The 20,495-nt window shown below is 70.0% G+C and carries 15 protein-coding genes and 1 pseudogene; 4 read left to right on the top strand and 12 right to left on the bottom strand.

Translation table 11 applies throughout. The features are described from left to right. Positions 1-276: 276 nt before the first annotated feature. The 7 genes from LUX31_RS29100 to LUX31_RS29070 all read right to left on the bottom strand — a co-directional run bounded on the left by LUX31_RS29100 (position 277) and on the right by LUX31_RS29070 (position 9,899). The gene (locus tag LUX31_RS29100) at positions 277-1,725 is read right to left on the bottom strand and encodes an NAD-dependent malic enzyme (protein WP_235478273.1); all 1,449 of its coding nucleotides are present in this window, start codon (positions 1,723-1,725) and stop codon (positions 277-279) included. 339 nt (positions 1,726-2,064) lie between these two features. Next, on the bottom strand, positions 2,065-4,377 hold the full coding sequence (locus tag LUX31_RS29095; RefSeq protein ID WP_235478272.1) for a HelD family protein: 2,313 nt from the start codon (positions 4,375-4,377) through the stop codon (positions 2,065-2,067). 147 nt (positions 4,378-4,524) lie between these two features. Next, positions 4,525-5,310 (bottom strand): anti-sigma factor family protein, encoded by a 786-nt coding sequence (locus LUX31_RS29090; protein ID WP_235478271.1) that lies wholly within the window; start codon positions 5,308-5,310, stop codon positions 4,525-4,527. Positions 5,311-5,357: 47 nt separating this feature from the next. Next, positions 5,358-5,879 (bottom strand): sigma-70 family RNA polymerase sigma factor, encoded by a 522-nt coding sequence (locus tag LUX31_RS29085; RefSeq protein ID WP_044471680.1) that lies wholly within the window; start codon positions 5,877-5,879, stop codon positions 5,358-5,360. A 359-nt stretch (positions 5,880-6,238) separates the two neighbouring features. Further along, a complete protein-coding gene (locus LUX31_RS29080) occupies positions 6,239-6,814 on the bottom strand; it encodes a CGNR zinc finger domain-containing protein (protein WP_235478270.1) in 576 nt (191 codons plus the stop codon). Between the two features lie 409 nt (positions 6,815-7,223). Further along, positions 7,224-8,393: a uroporphyrinogen-III synthase gene (locus LUX31_RS29075; RefSeq protein ID WP_235478269.1), complete on the bottom strand. Its 1,170-nt coding sequence runs from the start codon at positions 8,391-8,393 to the stop codon at positions 7,224-7,226. Between the two features lie 123 nt (positions 8,394-8,516). Continuing rightward, positions 8,517-9,899, bottom strand: a complete 1,383-nt coding sequence (locus LUX31_RS29070) for a nitrate/nitrite transporter (protein ID WP_235478268.1) — start codon at positions 9,897-9,899, stop codon at positions 8,517-8,519. 553 nt (positions 9,900-10,452) lie between these two features. Between LUX31_RS29070 and LUX31_RS29065 the strand changes: the two are divergent. The 3 genes and pseudogenes from LUX31_RS29065 to LUX31_RS29055 form a co-directional block, all read left to right on the top strand. Further along, positions 10,453-10,836 (top strand): annotated as a pseudogene (locus LUX31_RS29065) (ISL3 family transposase); the annotation flags it as partial. A gap of 124 nt (positions 10,837-10,960) precedes the next feature. After that, complete coding sequence (locus tag LUX31_RS29060; protein WP_235478267.1) at positions 10,961-11,635, top strand: RNA polymerase sigma factor; 675 nt, start codon at positions 10,961-10,963, stop codon at positions 11,633-11,635. After that, positions 11,632-12,678 (top strand): CU044_5270 family protein, encoded by a 1,047-nt coding sequence (locus LUX31_RS29055; RefSeq protein ID WP_235478266.1) that lies wholly within the window; start codon positions 11,632-11,634, stop codon positions 12,676-12,678. Before LUX31_RS29060 ends, LUX31_RS29055 begins: the two co-directional genes overlap by 4 nt. 1 nt (position 12,679) lies before the next feature. Here the strand turns inward: LUX31_RS29055 and LUX31_RS29050 are convergent, their stop codons facing one another. The 5 genes from LUX31_RS29050 to LUX31_RS29030 all read right to left on the bottom strand — a co-directional run bounded on the left by LUX31_RS29050 (position 12,680) and on the right by LUX31_RS29030 (position 19,041). After that, positions 12,680-13,198, bottom strand: a complete 519-nt coding sequence (locus LUX31_RS29050; RefSeq protein WP_235478265.1) for a hypothetical protein — start codon at positions 13,196-13,198, stop codon at positions 12,680-12,682. 160 nt (positions 13,199-13,358) lie between these two features. Beyond that, on the bottom strand, positions 13,359-14,600 hold the full coding sequence (locus LUX31_RS29045; RefSeq protein WP_235478264.1) for an acyltransferase family protein: 1,242 nt from the start codon (positions 14,598-14,600) through the stop codon (positions 13,359-13,361). Then, positions 14,597-16,795 (bottom strand): glycosyltransferase, encoded by a 2,199-nt coding sequence (locus tag LUX31_RS29040; protein WP_235478263.1) that lies wholly within the window; start codon positions 16,793-16,795, stop codon positions 14,597-14,599. The genes LUX31_RS29045 and LUX31_RS29040 overlap by 4 nt, the downstream gene beginning before the upstream one ends. Positions 16,796-16,860: 65 nt before the next feature. Next, complete coding sequence (locus LUX31_RS29035; RefSeq protein WP_235478262.1) at positions 16,861-17,592, bottom strand: hypothetical protein; 732 nt, start codon at positions 17,590-17,592, stop codon at positions 16,861-16,863. Between the two features lie 471 nt (positions 17,593-18,063). After that, the gene (locus LUX31_RS29030; RefSeq protein WP_235478261.1) at positions 18,064-19,041 is read right to left on the bottom strand and encodes a LysR family transcriptional regulator; all 978 of its coding nucleotides are present in this window, start codon (positions 19,039-19,041) and stop codon (positions 18,064-18,066) included. A gap of 83 nt (positions 19,042-19,124) precedes the next feature. On the opposite strand from LUX31_RS29030, the gene LUX31_RS29025 reads away from it, so the two are divergent. Further along, entirely contained in the window at positions 19,125-20,486 is a 1,362-nt protein-coding gene (locus LUX31_RS29025) for an MFS transporter (protein WP_235478260.1), read from the top strand. The last annotated feature ends 9 nt before the right edge of the window (positions 20,487-20,495 follow it).

Genomic DNA, 20,495 nt, shown 5'->3' with positions numbered 1-20,495 from the left:
CCGCATGGTGGGCACAGCGAAGCCGATGTTGCCAGGGTCCTCGGTGGGTCCCCGGACCCGGGTCCGTCGTCGGACCCTCGCGCCCGAAGACGCATCCTGCCCCCACCTGCGGCGGGAAAGCCAATCCGGCACCCCTGGGAGTCACACGAACACCCTTGGGAGTCACCTGGAAAGCGTCACCGGCCGGGGCCGGGCGGGGTGAGTCTGGCCGCCACCCTAGAGCCGCCCGGGGGCGGGGTGCCCCCGACGCGCCGGTACGGGGGCCCGTGGCAACCGTCACATATTGTGCCCGTCTGCCCGTGTGGACGCCTGCTCGGCGGCCGCCGCGGCCTTCGCCGCCTCGCGCACCGCACCCGCCACCGCGCCCGCGACCTTGTCGTTGAAGACGCTCGGCACGATGTAGTTCGGGTTCAGCTCGTCCTCGGTGACGACGTTCGCGAGTGCGGTGGCCGCCGCGAGCATCATCTCGGTGTTGACCGTGCGGGACTGCGCGTCCAGGAGGCCGCGGAAGACACCCGGGAAGACCAGCACGTTGTTGATCTGGTTCGGGAAGTCCGAGCGGCCGGTGGCCACGACGGCCGCCGTCTGACGGGCGATCGCCGGGTCGACCTCGGGGTCGGGATTCGCGAGCGCGAACACGATCGCGTCGTCCGCCATCGCGGCCACGTCGTCGCCGTCGATGACGTTCGGGGCGGAGACGCCGATGAAGACGTCGGCGCCGCGCACGGCCTCCTTGAGGGTGCCGGTGAGGCCCTCCAGGTTGGTGTTGTCGGCGATCCAGCGCAGCGGGGAGTCGGGGGCCGCGTTCACCAGGTCCGCGCGGCCCGCGTGGACGACGCCCTGGATGTCGGCGACGACCGCCTGCTTGACGCCGGCCGCGATGAGCAGCTTGAGGATGGCCGTACCGGCCGCGCCGGCGCCGGACATGACGACCCGGATGTCGCCGATCGCCTTGCCCGTGACGCGCAGGGCGTTGGTGAGGGCGGCGAGGACGACGATCGCGGTGCCGTGCTGGTCGTCGTGGAAGACGGGGATGTCGAGGGCCTCACGGAGGCGGGCCTCGATCTCGAAGCAGCGCGGGGCCGAGATGTCTTCCAGGTTGATGCCGGCGAAGCCCGGGGCGATGGCCTTGACGATCGTGACGATCTCGTCGGTGTCCTGGGTGTCCAGGCAGATCGGCCAGGCGTCGATGTCGGCGAAGCGCTTGAAGAGGGCAGCCTTGCCCTCCATGACCGGCATGGCGGCCATCGGGCCGATGTTGCCGAGGCCGAGGACCGCGGAGCCGTCGGTGACGACCGCGACGGTGTTGCGCTTGATGGTGAGGCGGCGGGCGTCCTCGGGGTTCTCGGCGATCGCCATGCACACGCGGGCCACGCCCGGGGTGTAGATCATCGAGAGGTCGTCGCGGTTGCGGATGGGGTGCTTGGACTGCATCTCGATCTTGCCGCCGAGGTGCATGAGGAACGTACGGTCCGAGACCTTGCCGAGGGTGACGCCCTCGATGCCGCGGAGCTTCTGCACGATCTCGTCGGCGTGCGCGGTCGAGGTGGCCGCGATGGTGACGTCGATCCGGAGCAGTTCGTGGCCGGAGGCGGTGACGTCGAGGCCGGTCACCGAGCCTCCGGAGGACTCCACGGCGGTGGTGATCTGAGAGACCGCGGTTCCGCTCGCGGGCACCTCCAACCGGACCGTGATCGAGTAGGAGACGCTGGGCGCCGTTGCCATGGCCGACTTCCTTCTGCTTTCACCCTGATGCTTGGTTTGCTGTCCGATCGTCGCACCTACCGTTGGGTAGCTGGTAGCTGGGCCTCGATTGCGAACCTTTTGTTCTCAATACGTTCTTCAGCAAGTTCTTGAGCAAAAAGAGGTCCACGTCACCAGGTGACGTGGACCTCTTCATGTGCCTTCTGCGTTCAAGTGGCACCGACCCGCCATGCTCGCCTCGCGGCAAGTGGTCGCTCGTAGCGACGAAGGTTGGGCCCGGGGGCTTGGATCGAGCCGGTGCCACGTCAACGGTAACAAACGATCCCCGTAAGGCAATTCCCATCGGCCACTGTCTTGTCATCAGTCACGGAGAAGGTCGGGCACCCCCTGCGCATCGGGCTCGTCGCGGTCCGCCGACACGACCGTGAGCTGCTGTGTTGCCCGGGTCAGGGCGACGTACAGCACGCGCAGGCCGGCCGGGCTCTCGTCGGCGATCTCCGCCGGGGAGACGACCACGGTGGCGTCGTACTCCAGTCCCTTGGCCTCCAGGCTGCCCAGGGCCACCACGCGGTCGCCCAGGCCCGCCAGCCAGCGGGCGGCCTCCTCGCGGCGGTTCATGGCGACCACGACACCCACTGTCCCGTCCACGAGGTCCAGGAGACGCGCGGCCTCCTCGCGGACCGACTTGGCCAGGGAACCCCGTACCGCCGTGAAGCGCGGTTCCACTCCCGTCGAGCGGACCGCCCTCGGGGACTCCGAGCCGGGCATCGCCAGGGCCAGGACCTTCGCCGCCAGGTCGGCGATCTCGGCCGGATTGCGGTAGTTGACGGTGAGGGTGAAGCGGCGGCGGGGGCGGGTGCCGAGGGCCTCGTCCCTCGCCTCGCCCGCCTCGTCGGGGTCGGACCAGGAGGACTGGGCCGGGTCGCCGACGACCGTCCAGGTGGCGTGCCGGCCGCGGCGGCCGACCATGCGCCACTGCATCGGGGTGAGGTCCTGGGCCTCGTCGACGATGACGTGGGCGTACTCGGTGCGCTCCTCGGCGAGGCGCTCGGCGCGTTCGCGTTGTGTCTCCTCCCGTACCGGCATCAGTTCTTCGAGGCCGGTGAGGTGGTCCAGGGGGTCCTGGTCGCGCTTCCTGCGGGGGCGGGCCGGGGTGCCGAGGATCGCGAGGAGTTCGTCGAGCATGGCCACGTCGTGGACCGAGAGGCCGTCCCGCTTGAGGGAGCGGGCGACCCGGCGGACCTCGCCCGGGTTCAGGATGCGGCGGGCCCAGCGGCCGAGGCGGCGTTCGTCGGACATCGCCGTGAGGACGGAGGCAGGGGTCAGTTCCGGCCACCAGGCGTCGAGGAACGCGATGAAGTCGTCCTCGGTCGTGACGTCCTCGTCGAAGGAGGAGCGGAGTTCCGCGGCCAGCTCCGGGTCGGTGTGGCGGCCCTGGGCGCCCGAGCGGGCCCACAGGGCGTCCAGGAGGAGCTTGCGGGCGCGGGGGCGCAGCAGGTTGACGGGTGCCGTGCCGCTGAGCGCCGACTCGCGGATGCGGGCCAGTTCGGGGGCCTCCAGTTCGATACGGCGGCCGAAGGCGACGACCCGCAGCCTGGCCGACTGGTCGTTGTGTTCGAGGGCGCCCCGCGCGGCCTTCCGCAGCACCTTGAGCATGCGGTACGAGCCCTTGGCGCGAGCCACGGCCGGGGAGTCGTACAGGGTCGCCTCGGCGCCGTCGACGAGGGAACCGATGGCGCGGATCGCGACCTGGCCCTCCTCGCCGAGGGAGGGCAGGACGCCCTCCGTGTACGCCACGAGCAGGGGCGTGGGCGAGACGATCAGGATGCCGCCCGCGTACCGGCGGCGGTCCTGGTAGAGGAGGTAGGCGGCGCGGTGCAGCGCGACGGCCGTCTTGCCTGTCCCCGGGCCGCCCTCGACGTACGTCACCGAGGCGGCGGGGGCCCGGATCACCAGGTCCTGTTCGGCCTGGATGGACGACACGATGTCCCGCATGGTGTGGCTGCGGGCCTGGCCGAGGGCCGCCATCAGGGCGCCGTCGCCGATCACCGCGAGTTCGTGGCCGTCCAGGGACGCCGTCAGCTCGGGGCGCATCAGGTCGTCCTCGACGCCGAGGACCCGGCGGCCCTTGGAGCGGATGACGCGCCGGCGGACCACCCGGCCCGGATCGACCGGGGTCGAGCGGTAGAAGGGCGCGGCGGCCGGGGCGCGCCAGTCGATGACGAGGGGCGCGTACTCCTCGTCGAGGACGCCGATACGGCCGATGTGGAGGGTCTCGGCGATGTCGGCGGTGCTGTCGGGGCGTACGGCCCCCTCAGCGGGCTCCACGGCCGTGTACGCGCCGTCCGGGCCCTTCTTGCCGTCCATGCCCCGCAGCAGGTCGATACGGCCGAAGAGGAAGTCCTCGAACTCGTTGTTCAGCCTGTTGAGGTGGATGCCTGCGCGGAACACCTGGGCGTCCCGTTCGGCGAGCGCGCCAGGGGTGCCGACCTGGCCTCGCTTGGCCGCGTCGTGCATGAGGAACTCGGCCTCGTCGATCTTCTCCTCGAGCCTGCGGTACACCCGGTCCAGGTGTTCCTGTTCGACGCTGATCTCGCGGTCGCGGACGGAGTCCTGTACTGAGGAGTCCTCGACCGGTACGAGCGCCGTTTCCTGCTGAGCCTGTGCGGCCACCGGGCCCCCTTCTGACGTGCTGGGCAGCCGTCAACCGTACGCGAAAGGGAGGCCGTCAGGCTACGCAACCGCCCCAGGACACCGTACGAGTCTTCGTACGAGGCGTCCTGGGGCGGTCGCGGAGCGGTTGACAGAGGTACGAAGAGGTCAGGCGTCGACCTCGACGAGCTGCTTGCCGGTGGAGGTGACGACCTCGAAGTGGTCGATCTCGTCGGCGGTGAAGGCCGTTCCACCGTGGATGTAGAGCGGGTTGCGGGCCTCCGCGTTCGTCGAGTCCTTGATGCCGTAACCCCACTTCGGGACGGACCAGTTGGACATCGTCTCGCGCGAGCCGTCCTTGCCGACGACGATGAGCGAGCACTTGAGCGGGCCCTTGACGCCGGCCAGCTCCAGGACCGCGCCGACGCCCCAGTTCTTCGCGTCCATCGCCACGGTCGCGGTGACCTTGGTGGTGGGGTCGGTGGCGGAGACCCGGTCGCTCATGAGAGCGAAGGCTTCCTGTGCGGAACCGGTGGCCTTCGCCACGGACGACGACGGCGTGGGCGCGGCCTCGTTACTGGTGCTGCCGCTGGTCGTCGCGAACACCGTGGCCGGGCCGCCGATGATGAGAGCCGCCGCGGCGGCCACCATGTAGAAGCTGCGGCGACGCTTGGTCGCACGCCGTTCCGCGACCTCGTCGACGAGTCTGGTCGACAGTTGCGGACTCGGGCGGGCGGACAGCGACTCGCCGATGGCCGGGGATCCCTGGGCACCGGGCAGGTCCGCGAGGGCGGCCAGCATCGGTTCCATCCCGGCCAGCTCGTCCAGCTGCTGGGCGCACCACTCGCAGCCCGCGAGGTGCGCCTCGAAGGCCGTGGCCTCCGCGTCGTCGAGGATGCCGAGGGCGTAGGCGCCTACGGTCTCGTGTTCGTTCGGTCCCTGGGAACCCTGCATTCCTCGCATGGAACCAGGACTACCCGCTCCGAACCCCCCGTAAATGCTCATGCCGTCACCCCCCGCTCCTCCAGTGCGAGCTTCATCGAACGCAGGGCATAGAACACCCGTGAGCGCACCGTTCCGCTGGGTATGCCCAGCGTTTCGGCGGCTTCGTTTACGGTACGCCCCTTGAAGTAAGTCTCGACCAGTACCTCCCGGTGGGCCGGGGTCAGGTCGTCCAGCGCGTCCGACAACGTCATCAGCCACAACGCCTTGTCGATCTCGTCCTCCGCGGGGATGACCTCCAGCGGCGACGGGTCCACCTCCTGCGGCCGGGCCTGCCGGCTGCGGTGGCCGTCGATGACGATGCGCCGGGCGACCGTCACCAGCCAGGGGCGTACCGAACCGGTTGCTCGATTGAGCTGACCGGCGTTCTTCCAGGCACGGATGAGCGTCTCCTGCACGACGTCCTCGGCTCGTTGCCGGTCTCCGGCGACCAGTCTGAGGACATACGCCAGCAGAGGCCCTGCGTGCTCTCGGTACAGCGCACGCATCAAGTCCTCGTCGGGTTCCGAGGGCTGGGACATGCGATGTCGGGCCCTCGGTGCTCGTTCATTGGCCACGACGGAATCCTTGCGCACGCCCACCTCCGCTGTCCCGGGTTCCCCCAGTCGGTCGCTCCCCCCGAGGTACGGAAGTGGCGTGCGGGATGTTCAACGTGCGACCACAACTTTCTTTATCTGGACGAGACGTGAGGGACAAGGGAGCACATTCCTGCCGCAAGTGCTTTACATTTCCGCCACATTGGCAAGATCACGGCGATGCCCGCGGCGCGCCGACTGGAAACTCACGTGTAATCAACGTCACTGCAACCTGCGGGAGTTGGTGGGCCCGATTCCGCCCGAGTAGCCCGCTATGAGCGAACTGTGAACGACTGACGAAGGGTCTACGCGCGTGCGAGTGCGGCCCGTCGGCGGTGCCTCGCGACCCGCTCCCGGTTGCCGCAGATTTCACTGGAACACCATCTGCGTCGTCTGCCCCGGGAGGTGTCGAGGTAGACGATCGGGCAGTTGTCGCCCTCGCACTGCCGCAGACACGCGCGTGCCACGGGGTCGGTGAGCAGCTCCACGGCGTCCCGGGCGACCACGCCGAGCAGGGCCGCGCAGTCGGGCGGCCCGTGCAACTCCCGTACGAGCGTGCCGTCTTCGGCGCGGACCGCGCGGGGCGCCGGGGGCGCGGGGCGGGCGAGTTCGTTGAGGCGGTCGAGGAGGGGCGGCTCGACGCCTGCCGGGTTCCGCACCAACCGGCCGACGAGGTCCCGGAGTTCACGGAAGTGGGCTGCCCAGGAGTCGTCGGCGTGGTGGAGGGGGGTGCCGGGCGGGACGAGCCCGGATGCGGTGATCCAGGCACGGAGCGGCTCGACGGCGCCGAGCCGTTCGTCGGGGTGGGTGGTCGCCAGCAGGTCCAGGCAGATCCGCCCGGCGTCGAAACGCAGCTCGTACGAGGCTGAGGCTGTGGCCACGGTCGTCTCCGATGCGGATGCCAGTGACGGGGGCAGGGGGAACCGTTGCCTCTACAGTGCCTGGCCGGTGCCGTGGCCGGAACCCCCCGTGCGGGTCGCTCCGCGGGATGGGCGGTTCTTCGTCCGCAGGCCGGTGGGGGCTTGTCGCGCAGTTCCCCGCGCCCCTGTCGGGCGCGTTGCGCCCGGGGCCCGCCCCCCCCCACCGGGCCGCAGACGAAGAACCCACGCATCGCCCCCCGATAGGGGCGCGGGGAACTGCGCGCTCAGCCCCCACCGGGCCGCGGACAAAGAAACCACGGATCAACCCCCGACAGGGGCGCGGGGAACTGCGCGCTCAGCCCCCACCGGGCCGCGGTCGAAGAACGGCCCATCCCGCGGAGCGCCCCCCACCGGGCCGCAGGCGAGAGAACTACCTGTCGGAGTACTTCGCGTCCGCTGCTGGGTCCAGGGCCAGGCGGTAGCCGCGTTTTACTACCGTCTGGATCAGTTTCGGGGCGCCCAGGGCCGTGCGTAGGCGGGCCATCGCTGTCTCCACCGCGTGTTCGTCGCGGCCCGCTCCGGGGAGGGCACGGAGGAGTTCGGCTCGGGCTACCACCCAGCCCGGGCGGCGGGACAGGGCCCGCAGGAGGGACATGCCGGCCGGAGGGACGGGGCGTAGGGCGCCGTCCACCAGGACCGCGTGGCCTCGGATCTCAACGCGGTGGCCCGCGATGGGCAACGCCCTTGCGCGGGCCGGGAGTTCCTGGCAGAGGAGCTGGACCAACGGGCCCAGGCGGAAGCGCTCCGGAGACACCGTGTCCACGCCGTGGGCCTGGAGCGGCAGCGCCGTGACCGGGCCCACGCACGCGGGCAGCACGTCGTGGTGGAGGGCGGCCAGGAGTTCCGGAAGCATGCCCCGGTGCTCCGCCCTGGAGAGGAGCGACGCCGCTGCGGGGGCGCTCGTGAAGGTCAGCGCGTCCAGGCCGCGCGAGACCGTGGCGTCGAGGAGCCGGTCGACGGGGCCGATGTCCTCCGGCGGCATCCACCGGTACACGGGCACGCCGACGACCTCCGCGCCTGCCGCCCGCAGCGACTCCACGAAGCCCGGCAGGGGCTCCCCGTGCAGCTGGATGGCGATACGGCGGCCGTCGACGCCCTCCTCCAGGAGCCGGTCGAGCACCTCGGCCATGGATTCGGAGGACGGCGACCAGTGCTCGGTGAGCCCGGCGGCCCGGACGGAACCCTTGACCTTGGGGCCGCGCGCCAGCAGTTCCACCCCGCCGAGACAGGCGAGCAGGTCCTCGCCGAGCCCCCACCCGTCAGCGGCCTCGATCCAGCCCCGGAAGCCGATGGCGGTCGTGGCGACGACGATGTCCGGCGCCTGGCCGATCAGCTGCTTGGTCGCCGCGAGGAGCTCGCTGTCGTCGGCGAGCTGCACGATCCGCAGAGCGGGCGCGTGCACGACGGCCGCTCCCCTCCGCTGGAGGAGTGTCCCGAGTTCATCGGCCCGACGCGCGGCCGTGACACCCACGGTGAACCCCGCGAGGGGACCGTGGTCAGGTTGGGCCGGTCGTACTGGTCGCTGCTCTTCGTCGTACATGGCTCTCGTCCCGCAGTCGGGTCACATCCGGCACTGGCGTGCCGAACGAGCCTGTCAACGGCGCGTGACAGGCTCGGTTCGGATATATGTCGCTGGTGTTACTTAAGCCGCTTTGGGTGAATGTCACACCTCGGCGTAGCTGAGCTGCGTCTTCGCCTCGGAGGCTGTGGTTTCTGTGGCCCGTGCGCCTGCCGGACGCCGAAGGTATACGGCCCAGGTGACCACGAAGCACACACCGTAGAAGGCGAGGAAGGCGACGAAGGCACCGGTGCCGGAGCCGACGCTCAGGAAGGACTGGCGGAAGGCGAGGTTGATGCCGAGGCCGCCGAGCGCGCCCACCGCGCCGATGAGCCCCATGGAGGCACCGGACAGGCGACGGCCGTACGCCGCGGCCTCTTCACCGTCCAGCCCCTTGGCCAGGGCCTTGGCGTGGAAGATGCCGGGGATCATCTTGAACGTCGAGCCGTTGCCGAGGCCGGTGAGGACGAACAGGAAGATGAAGGCGGTGGTGAAGAGGGGCAGCGACTTCTCCATCGAGGCCATCACGATGACGCCGGTCGCTGCGGCCATGGCGACGAAGTTCCACAGCGTGATCTTCGCGCCGCCGTAGCGGTCGGCCAGCCAGCCGCCCACGGGGCGGATCAGCGAGCCCAGCAGCGGACCGATGAAGGTGACGTACGCGGACTCGAGCGGCGTACGCCCGAACTGCGTCTGAAGGACGAGGCCGAACGCGAAGCTGTACCCGATGAACGACCCGAACGTCCCGATGTAGAGGAACGACATGATCCAGGTGTGCGCGTCCTTCGCGGCGTCCTTGGCGGCGCCGGTGTCGTTCTTCACGGACGTGATGTTGTCCATGTAGAGCGCGGCGAGGACCGCGGCGATGACGATGAGCGGGATGTAGATGCCGAGGAGTACGCGCGGTCCGCCGCTCGCGCCGATGACCGCGAGGCCGATGAGCTGCACGACCGGGACGCCGATGTTGCCGCCGCCCGCGTTGAGCCCGAGGGCCCAGCCCTTCTTCCTGAGCGGGAAGAAGGCGTTGATGTTGGTCATGCTGGAGGCGAAGTTGCCGCCGCCGATGCCGGCGAGCATTGCGCAGACCAGGAACGTGCCGAAGGACGTGCCCGGCTCCATCACGATGAACGCCGCGATGGTGGGGATGAGCAGGAGCGACGCGGAGACGATGGTCCAGTTCCGGCCACCGAAGAGGGCGACGGCGAAGGTGTAGGGGACGCGGACGACGGCTCCGACGGCGGTCGCCATCGACACGATGAAGAACTTGTCGGCCGGGGTGAGCCCGTACTCCGGTCCCATGAACAGCACCATCACGGACCACAGCGTCCAGATGGAGAAGCCGATGTGCTCGGACAGGACGGAGAAGAACAGGTTGCGGCGGGCGACCTTTTCGCCGGTCGCGTTCCAGAAGGCCTCGTCCTCGGGATCCCAGTGCTCGATCCAGCGGCCTCCCCTGCCGGGTGCGGGGGCTGAACTAGGGGCTGTCATGACGCCTCCACGGTGGTCCGGGGCTCGGGTGGTTCTTTTCGGGGTACTGAGCGGTGATGAGTCCCGAAGGTAGGCAGAGCGCGTTTCCGCACTGTGGCTGTGGGTGACCGGAAGGGAACTTTGCTCTCACCCCGCGAGGAGGTGGGATGAGAGGTTACGCAGACGGAGGTCACGGCCAGAGCACGGCGGGCCCCTCTTGGGGTCCCCGTGCCCCGCTGTTCGACAGGCCTAAGGCGGAGCCTGCGAAGCACACCTTCGCCGGGAACGTGCTCTTCGCGGTGGCGTTCCTCTTTGTCTTCGCGACGTCGCTGGGCGGGGCGTTCGGGTGCGTGTACCTGATGCTGAGGCTGGGGGACACCACACTGTCGTCCCTGGTTCACGAGGACGGGCGGGGCGCCCTGGTGGCCGGAGGGATCGGTCTGGGCGCAGTCACGGGGCTGTTTCTGCCGGTCACGCTGTTCCGCGTGGTGCGGGGGACCGAGAACCTTCCCCGGCTGGGGCCCGGCGAGGCCGCCCGAAATATCCTCGTGCTGCTCGCCTTCGACGTCTATGTGTCCGCACCGTCGTCGGCTGGATCACCCGTCACCCCGACACGCTCACCGAGGACGAAGGTAAGCAGCTCAAGGCGGTGCTCGACGCCTGCCCAGAGCTGGAGCGAACTCACGAACTCGTCCGCGACTTCGCGCAGATACTCGCCCAGCGCACGGGTGCTGACCTGCCGGACTGGATCAGCTCCGCCCGCGACGCGCAACTGCCCGGGATCACCGGCTTCGCCCGCGGACTGATCGCCGACCTCGAAGCCGTGATCGCCGGGCTGACCGTGCACTGGAGCTCCGGGGGCACCGAAGGTGCTGTGAACCGCATCAAGAAGATCAAGAGACAGCTGTACGGTCGTGCCGGATTCGACCTGCTCCGCAAGATGATCCTGCTTCAGTGACCTTCCGCGACCGCTCCCCAAGATGTGGCGCCTTCGCAGCCTCATCCCACAGGCATGTCCATGGTCCGGCCATGGTGTGACGCGGATCACCGCAGCGCGGTCCTCGCAGAGGACAGGGAGGAGTGTGGAGATTTCACTGCGGGCCCGCGTGCGAGCCGGGGATCCGGATGCGTTCAGGCAACTCTTCGACGAGCACGCTTCGGTGGTCCACCGGCACGCCGTCCGGATGACCGGCAACTGGGTCATGGCCGACGACATCGTGTCGCTGACCTTCCTGGAGGCATGGCGGCTGCGTGAGCGGGTGCTTCCGGGTGACGACAGCCTGCGCCCGTGGCTGCTGGGGATCGCGACGAACGTCACACGCAACACCGCGCGGGCGGCGCGAAGACACCAGGCCGCGCTCATCAGAGTCCCGCCCCCCGATCCAGTGCCGGACTTCGCCGACGAGGTGACACAGCGCCTGGCCGACACCGAGGAACTGGCCGCCGCGCAGAAAGCATTGAGCACGATGCGCCGCGGGGAGCGCGAGGTGTTCACGCTCTGCGTGTGGGAGGGCCTGGACGCCGCCACAGCGGCCGAGGCCCTGGGCGTGGCCGTCGGCACCGTACGGGCCCGGCTCTCGCGCGCGAGGAAACGCCTGCGCAAGCTCACTGAGCTCGAACTCGACGGCGGCACAGGCGGCAGTAACGGCGCGGAAGACGCCACCGGGCAGAGCCGAGTGCAACGCCCGGCCACGGTCGGACAGTTACCGGTTAGCCGCCATCAGGCGGCTCGGTCCACGCAGGAGAAGAAGCGATGAACACCAACCCGCGACGACGCGATCAGCCGGTCGACTACCAGGATCTGGCCGAGTTGCTGCCCGCGCCGGGCCGTCCGGTGCTCGCGCAGGACCGCCACCGCGTACTGAGGGAACACCTGATGGAACAGATCACTCACGAGACCACCCACGAGCAGTCGGGTGCGACGAACCCATCACCGAGCGCATCACCTGTGCCCCCCGCACGCCGACGCCCCGGGCGGCGCCTCGTTCTCGTCGCGGCCCCGCTGGCACTGGCCGCCGTCGTGAGCCTGGGCGTAGTGGCGGTCGACGGCGCACAGGACGGCCGGCGCGACACAGCTGGCGCCGGTGTCACCGCGGACGACCACCGGAAAGCCGCGCAGTTGCTGGACCGGATCGCCCTGGCGGCGGCCGGCCGCCCGGCGGTCACGGTACGCGGCGACCAGTACATCTACACCAAGTCCCAAGGGTCGGCAGGTGAGTTGGGCGTTGACTTCCGCGATTTCGAAGAGCTCGCGAAGCGCAAGGGGACCTTCGAGGTGGAGGAGTACAAGGGGTCCGTCCGACGAGAGCAATGGGATTCGGTAGACGGCAAGCGGGACGGTTTGAGGAAGGGCGTCGCGCTCAACGACCCGTCCAAGAAGATGGTCATGGGCATGAGCGGCGTCGGATACCTGACCTTCCGGCAGCTTCAAGCTCTGCCCACCGATCCCGACGCGCTGCTGAAGAAGCTCTCCGGCGACGCGAAGAATGTGGAAGCGAGCCGCCTCACGGAAGTGGTCGTCGAGAACCTCGGGGCCATCATCGACGACGCCACTCTGCTGCCCGACCTCAGCGCCGCGATCTACCGTGCCATGGCCAAGCTCCCCGACGTGCGCGTCGTGAGTCATGTCAAGGACGCCGCGGGGCGGGAGGGCGTCGGCCTTACGTTCCAGGGCTCCTCAAAGGGCTACGCCTGGGTCTTCGACTCGTCGAGTCTCGTCTACCTTGGAACAACCAAGAGCGCACTCCTGGGAATTGGCGTCGCGGACAAAACGGGTGAGGTGCCGGTCAGCTCATCCTGAGTCAGCCTCGGTGCCGCCGCACAGCCAGAAGGGCGTCCGCTCCGGCGGACGCCCTTCTGAGATCTGTGCCAGAACCGTCGAACAGCCCCACCATGGCGTCCGCGATCGGCTCCAGCGGAGTGCTGAACGTCAGCATCAGCACCTCGTCGCGGTCCGGGACCGGGACGAAGTACTCGACGACGGTGTCCTCGAACTCTGAGCCCAGCTTCCGCGACTGCTTCGACCGCTCGCGCCGGACCAGCCGGGCCGCCCGTCCGGCGGGCAGCCTCGTCAGCCCGACCTCGCCCGAACCGGCGAGCGCGGCGACGGCGTCCAGGCCGTCGAACCTCTGGTGGAGGTGGGAGACGAGAAGGGAGGCGGACAGCGGGATGCCGCCGACCTCCAGGAACGACAGGTACAGCACGACGCCGCCCTGCTCGACGCCCGCCCCGGCCGTGTCGAGCAGCTGTTCCTCGGTCCTGCGGCGCAGGATCGGCTGGTCGTCGACACCGGCGAACTGCCGCTTGATCAGCGCGTTCACGGACGCTTCGAGGCGTTCCCGGGCTGGAGCGGGATGCGGTACCAGTCCTCGGGCGTGACCAGCCCGAAGACCGGCGCGCGCCCGGGGGACGGCTCTGTCGACGTCGTGCCTTGCTCAACTTCGTTCTCCCGCTCAACAGGACAAGGGGGCTGTCCCTCCCTCAGCCCTTCCGTCGCCCTCCCCCGCGCTTCGCCCCGTTCGGCCACAGCCGTGGGCTCCGCTTGGCGGCGACGTCCTCGATCCAGCCCAGGGACAGGATCGTCAGGCCGATCAGGGGCCAGACCAGGACGAACATCCACAGGATGTACGTCGTGTCCAGCGCGGACATCATCCCCTCGGTCATGAAGGGGAGTTCGTACAGGCGGTCGATCAGGGGGACCGTGGCCATGATCAGGAGGTTGTGCCACAGGTAGATCGTGACGGCCCTGTTGTTGGAGAGCGTGACCAGCTTGTCCCACTTCGCCAGGCGGCCCGGCAGTTCCTGCCACGACGGGGAGTACTGGAGCAGGATCACCACGAACCCGAAGGACCAGGTCGCCTGGGCCAGCGGGATGTCGTTGAGGTCCCAGCCGTCGGGGCCCTTGTGGCCCGAGGCCCACCAGATGCCGAATGCCATGATCATGGCCGCGCAGGACACGGACAGATAGCGCGGGATCTGCTTCAGCAGGCCCTCGTGGTGGGCGAAGCCCAGCACCCAGCAGCCGCCGAACACCGCGAAGTCCGTCACCGCGTTGCCCGTTTCCCCGGGGATCTTCACCAGGCCCGTACCGACCACCACCGTCAGGGCCAGCGGGGCGAACAGGGTCGCCCACGGGAGACGGCGGAACGCCCACAGCAGGAGCGGCGAGGCGATCACGAACCACAGATAGGCCCGCAGGTACCAGAGCGGGCCCGCCGCCTGGACCGCCCAGGTGTCCTCCAGCACGCCCGACTTGGAGCCGATGCTCCAGGGGAAGGGCGGGGCGCCGATCGGGACGATGTAGTTGAGGAGTTCGACCAGACCCCAGGTGCCGCCGTGGTCGGGATCCTTGGTCGGGTTCCAGCCCCCGATGAACATCAGCGCCAGCGCCACGACGCTGAACGCCCACAGCGGGGGCAGCAGGCGCCTGACCCGGCCCTTGATGACCCCGACCGCCGGGCGGTTCAGGGAGCGGGCCATCAGCGAGCCCGCCAGCGCGAACATCACGCCCATGGAGGGGAACAGGATCGTCAGCCACGCCCAGCCGAACAGGTGGTAGACGATCACTCGGACCAGGGCGATGCTCCGGAGCAGGTCCAGGTAGCGGTCACGGCCGGGCTTCTTCGCCCGGGGTGCGGCGGGCGGTTCGTCCGTCGTCGGTTGGAGCGGTATGTCGTACGTCGGCGAGGACGTCGCGTCCGTCGCCGGGGGTGGCTGGGTCATCCCACGGGCCTCCTGTCGGCGCCGGCGTTCGTCCGCGCGGCCGGTACGGCGTCGGGGGCCGAGCCGACGACCCCGGTGCGCCGCAGCTTCTGCCAGCGCAGCCGGCCGCCGGTGAGGGCGGTGATCCAGGACTGGAGCAGGACGACGTACATGAGCTGGCGGTAGAGGATCTGTTGCAGGGGCAGCGAGATCAGGTGGGTCATCTTCTCTCGGTCGAGGCGGAACGCGTAGGCCGCGCAGATCAGTTGGATGGCCAGGACGCCCAGCCAGGCGAAGACGGTCTTCTCGGTCGGGCCGAACACCAGCCCGTAGAGCAGGAACACGTCGATCAGGGGGGCCAGTAGCGGGGCCACCACCATGAAGAGGGAGACGAAAGGCAGGCCGACGCGGCCGAAGCGGCCCGAGGGACCCCGTTCGACGACGGAGCGGCGGTGCTTCCAGATCGCCTGCATGGTGCCGTACGACCAGCGGTAGCGCTGGGACCAGAGCTGCTGGACGGATTCCGGGGCCTCGGTCCAGGCGCGGGCGTTCTCCGCGTACACGACCCGCCAGCCGTCGCGGTGCAGGGCCATCGTGATGTCGGTGTCCTCGGCGAGCGTGTCGTCGCTCATCCCGCCGACCCGCTTCAGGGCCGAGCGGCGGAACGCGCCCACCGCGCCGGGGATCGTCGGCATACAGCCCAGGACGTCGTACATACGGCGGTCCAGGTTGAAGCCCATCACGTACTCGATGTGCTGCCAGGCGCCGATCAGGGAGTCCTTGTTGCCGACCTTGGCGTTGCCGGCGACGGCGCCCACGCGCGGGTCGCCGAACGGCTGGACGAGTTCACGGACGGTGCCCGGCTCGAAGACCGTGTCGCCGTCCATCATCACGATCAGGTTGTGACGGGCGTTCGCCACACCCCTGTTGAGGGCGGCGGGCTTGCCCGCGTTGAGCTGGCGGACCACGCGTACGTTCGGCAGGCCCATGTTCTCGACGATGCGGGCCGTGCCGTCGCTCGACCCGTCGTCGATGACGATCACCTCGATGGGATGCTCGCTCCGCATCAGTGACCGCACGGTCGCCTCGATGCACTTGGCCTCGTTGTACGCCGGGACCAGCACCGACACCGGTTCGGTGATCGGCGGGCCCCAGCTGAAGTCGGGGCGGCGGGTGCGGCGGGCGTGCAGCACGGAGAGCAGCAGCATCAGGCCGAACCGGGCGAACACCAGGACGCCGATGATCGCGAGACCGACGACCAGAACGGAGGTGATCCCGTCGGAGGCCCGGACCAGGAAGGTCCACGCCTTGCCCTTCGCCAGCTCGACGCCCGCGACCGGGGTGTGCGCGCTGGGCGCGTCCAGTGCCTCGGTGAGGTTCTGGAGCTCGTACCCCTTCTTCTTCATGTCGGGCAGGAAGCGGTCCAGGGCCTCGACGGTCTGGTGCCGGTCGCCGCCGGAGTCGTGCATGAGGACGATCGCGCCCTTGCCGCCCTTGGGGGTGGCCCGGCGGATGATCTCGCGGACGCCCGGCTTGCGCCAGTCCTCGCTGTCCGTGTTGTTGACGACGGTGATGTAGCCGCGCTTGCCGATGTACTCCGTGACCGGCCACGACTTGTTGTCCATCGCGCCGGCGAAGGAGGAGTACGGCGGCCGGAACAGCGATGTACGGATGCCCGCCGCACCGGCGAGCGCCAGCTGGTTCTGGGACAGCTCCCAGTCGATCCGCTTCTTCGACTGGAGGGAGAGGTCGGGGTGGTTGAAGGTGTGGAGCCCCACCTCGTGCCCCTCGTCCACCATCCGCCGTACGAGTTCCGGGTAGCGCGAGGCCATGGTGCCCGTGACGAAGAAGACGGCGTGCGCGTCGTACTTCTTCAGGACGTCCAGGACCTTCGGGGTCCACTCGGGGTCCGGGCCGTCGTCGAACGTGAGGACGAGGCGGTGGTCGGGCATCTGCAGGGTGGTGGCCTGGCCGCTTCTGGTGTCGATGACCGGGCCGCCCTTGAGGATCTTCTCCGGCACCAGGTCGGCGGAGGCCTCGGTCTGGATGCGGTGGTCGGCGAGGATTTCGCTGTGCACGTACCCGCGCAGCATCAGCATCGCCATCAGGGCGACCAGGATGAGCGAGGGCAGCAGCAGGCGCATGGGCAGCCGTCGGCGCCGGGCGGCGCCGTCGGCGCCGTTCCGGGCGCCGCGGCGGCGGGTGCGGGATGCCATCAGAGGTTGTTCTCCGGGGACGAGGAGATCAGAACGGAGTCGGCGGTCGGCGGGTCGGAGGGTGGTCAGGCCGTCGTGGTGGCCGACTCCGACGCGGAGACCGGGTCGCCGGCGGAGCCGGTGGCACTCGGTTCGGCCGGGCTCTCGGCGATCGGGGTCGGGTCGGTCGTACCGCCGGCGACCGCGCCGTCGTCCGCGCCGCCGTCCGTGGCCGGGGACTCCGACGGGTCGGGCGAGGAACCGACGGTCTCCGACGGGCTCGGCTCCGGCGAGTTGGACACCGTCGCGGACGGCTCGGGGTCCGGGTCGCTCGACGTGGTTACCGGGCCGGGCACGGTGGCGCTGGCCGAGGGCTTGGGCTCGACGGACGGGCCGGGGTTCGCGGCGCTGGACGAGACGTCCGGCGTGGCGGCGGTGCTCCCCTGCGACGGCGTGACCCCCGCGCTGACCGACGCCTCCGGGGTCGGTGTGACCCCGGCCGAGTCCGACGGCCGCACCGACTCCGCGGGCAGCGGCGAGGTCTCGACCTGCCCGGCCGGCTGCTCGTCCTGCTGGCCCGGTACCGGCAGCCAGGGCGCGTCCGAGTTGCCGGAGAGCAGGGTGCCGACGATGACGACGGCGTACACGGCGCAGGCGATGCCCACGACGATGCCTATCCGGCGGTAGCGGCGGCTGCGGCGGCCGGTCTCGTCGACGAAGACGGGGCCGTCACCAGCGCCGGCGTCCGCGCCCTCCTTGGCCTGCCGTACGAGGAGTTCCTCGAGCTGCCGGCCGACGCCGTCGAGCTGGACGGTCACCTCGTGCGGGTCATGGGTGTGACCCGCCTCCGCGGTGTTCTCCCAGGGACGGCTGGAGAGCGACGCGATCGAATCGGCCGGGCTGGTCGGCCCGCCCGGTTCAGCCGGTTCCGTTTCGCCCTTACGCGGCTGGGCATACGCGCCTCTGCCTCCGGTTCGCCCGGGGCGCGCCGGTGCCGCGGCGTGTCTTTGCCGGGGCACAGGACCGGTGCTGCCCGGAGCGACTCCGGGAAGCTGTTGGGTTCCGGACGCGGCCTCACTGTCGGCCCACTCCGGTTGGGCGTCTTCACGCCACTTCTTCACACGCACGCACATCCCCCCCACGGGAACTTTCGGGGTGCGCGTACGATTCCGGGTTATTCGTACATCCATGTTCGAACCAGACCCCCATCCGGTCCGAGCGCCCCCATTTATCACACTGCACCCGGGTCTCGAATGTAGCGCACATGGAGGTGCCGTGTTTGCCATGTGTTACTTCCGGGTCGAAATGATGTTGACATCGGTGGCCGGAACCCAACCGTCAACAGGCCTCCGCAGCCACCCCTCCTCGCTCGCGAGCTGAGCCGCGGCCTGCCGAAGGGCGTCGATTCCCGGATGCAACAACCCCCTCCGCCACACCAGCGACACGGGCGAGAACGGGACAGGGTCGACCAGGGGTCGCAACACTGTTCGAGCCATGGCCGGAAAATCCACCACGACCAGAATCGGATTCCGCATCTTGGCCATGATCCGCTCGAACTCCTCGTCGCCCACAGCGAGCGGAGCGGGTGGCGCGATGCCGATGCCGCGCCCCTCGAAGAGTTGACGTGCGAGATCGGTCCACTCCGGTGTACGAGGGTTTCCCGCACCCGCGTACACGGTCTCCCCCGCCAGCGCGGCCAACGGCACCTCGGACAGCTCCGCCAGCCGGTGGTCCTCGGGCAGGACGACCGCCATCGGCTCGTAGCGCACGGGCTGTTGGTCCAACTGGGCCCGCAGCGCCGGGTCCAGGCCCGCGAACCGTCCGAACGACGCGTCGAGCCGGCCCGCGATCAACTCCCCCGCTGCGAAGGTGAGTCCGCTCTCGAACCGGGCCATCAGCTCGCACTCCGGGGCGAGTTCACGCGCCCGGTGCAGCACCCGGCGCCCGGTCGCCAGCCCCGGCGAGTTCAGATCCACCAGCAGCGGCCGGGCCTCCCCGAACGCGGCCAGCAGCTCGTCGTGGGCGGCCAACACCCGCCGGGCGTACGGCAACAGCCGCTCCCCGTCGGCCGACAGCGCCACCCGCCGGGTCGACCGTACGAAGAGATCGGCGCCCAACTCCCGTTCCAGGCGCCGGATGTCACGGCTCAGCGCCTGCTGGGCCACATAGAGACGGGCGGCGGCCCTGGTGAAGTGCAGCTCCTCGGCGACGGCGACGAAGGCGCGCAGGAGGCGGGGGTCGAGATGGTTCGGGGCAGACGCGGGCATCCGGCGAACTTACAACAGGAGTGCGTGAATGGGCGGAGAACAGGTGTTGGACCCGGTGATCGACTCGGGCCGACGGTGGACACATGCCGCAGCCATCCCCTCACGACCGCGCTCGTTCACACCCCCGCCCTCACCCCCGACCACTCCCCACCGTCACCCAGGACACCCTGGTCATCGTCGACTTCGGCCCCCGTAGCCGTACGCCCAATGGGACCCCCCGCCCGCCCGGCCCGTACCGCCGCCTGTTCACCATCCCCGGCACCCGCGCCTTCACCGCCGGGAACCTGATCGCTCGCCTCCCCATGGGCATGTTCAGCGTGAGCGCGGTCATCATGATCGCCGGTGCGCGCGGCTCGTACGCCCTCGCCGGTGCCGTCACCGCGACCGGGCTCGCCGCGACCGCCGTGGTCGCCCCCTGGACCGCACGGCTCGTCGACCGGTACGGCCAGGCCCGAATCGCCGTACCCGCCACGGCACTTGCCGCCCTCGGCTCCCTCGCCCTGCTGCTCTGCGTGCACCACGGCGCCCCCGACTGGACCCTCTTCGCCGCGTACGCCGCCACCGCCACGACCCCCAACACGGGCGGCATGTCACGCGCCCGCTGGGCCCACCTCCTGGACGGCGACGAGAAGAGCGACAAGGAAGCGCTGCACACCGCCAACTCCTTCGAACAGTCCGCCGACGAACTCTGCTTCATGCTCGGCCCGGTCCTGGCGGCCTTCCTCTGCGGGGCGCTGTTCCCGGAGGCGGGCACGCTGGTCGGAGCGGTGCTGATGATGACGGGGGTGCTGCTCTTCGCGGCCCAGCGGTCGACCGAGCCGCCGGTCCGGCCCCGTGTCGAAGGGCTTCACCAGCTCGGTACGTCTCCGCTGCGCGCCCCCGGGATGCGCCCGCTGCTCGCCGTATGCCTGGCCACGGGTGCGGTGTTCGGGTCGATGGAGGTCGTCACGATCGCCTTCGCGGACGAGCGGGGGCACAAGGCGGCCGCCGGTGCCGTACTCGCCCTCCAGGCGGCCGGATCGTGCGCGGCCGGTCTGCTGTACGGGGCGCTGCGGCCGGCCGGGCCCGCCGAGCGACGCCACCCCTGGTGTCTGGCCGCGATGACGGTCCTGATGACGCTTCCCCTGCTCGCCGCCGCCCTGACCGGCTCGCTCCTCGTCCTCGCGGGCGCGCTGCTCGTGGCCGGGATGGCCACCGCGCCCACGATGATCACGAACATGACCCTGATCCAGAGCCGCACCCCCGAGGGCCGCCTGAACGAGGGCATGACCCTCGCGGTGACCGGCCTCCTCGGCGGCATCGCCTGCGGTTCGGCGGCCGGCGGCTGGACGGCGGAACATGTGTCGGCCACGGCGGGGTACGGCGTTCCGGTCACGGCGGCTGCGAGCGCGCTGCTGCTGTCACTGGCCACGGCCCGCCGGACCGATTCCCGTATATCCCATTGACTCGGCTGC

It is taken from the genome of Streptomyces sp. GQFP, from assembly GCF_021545335.1.
Taxonomy (GTDB): Bacteria; Actinomycetota; Actinomycetes; order Streptomycetales; family Streptomycetaceae; genus Streptomyces.
This window is presented reverse-complemented; position numbering and strand designations above follow the sequence as displayed.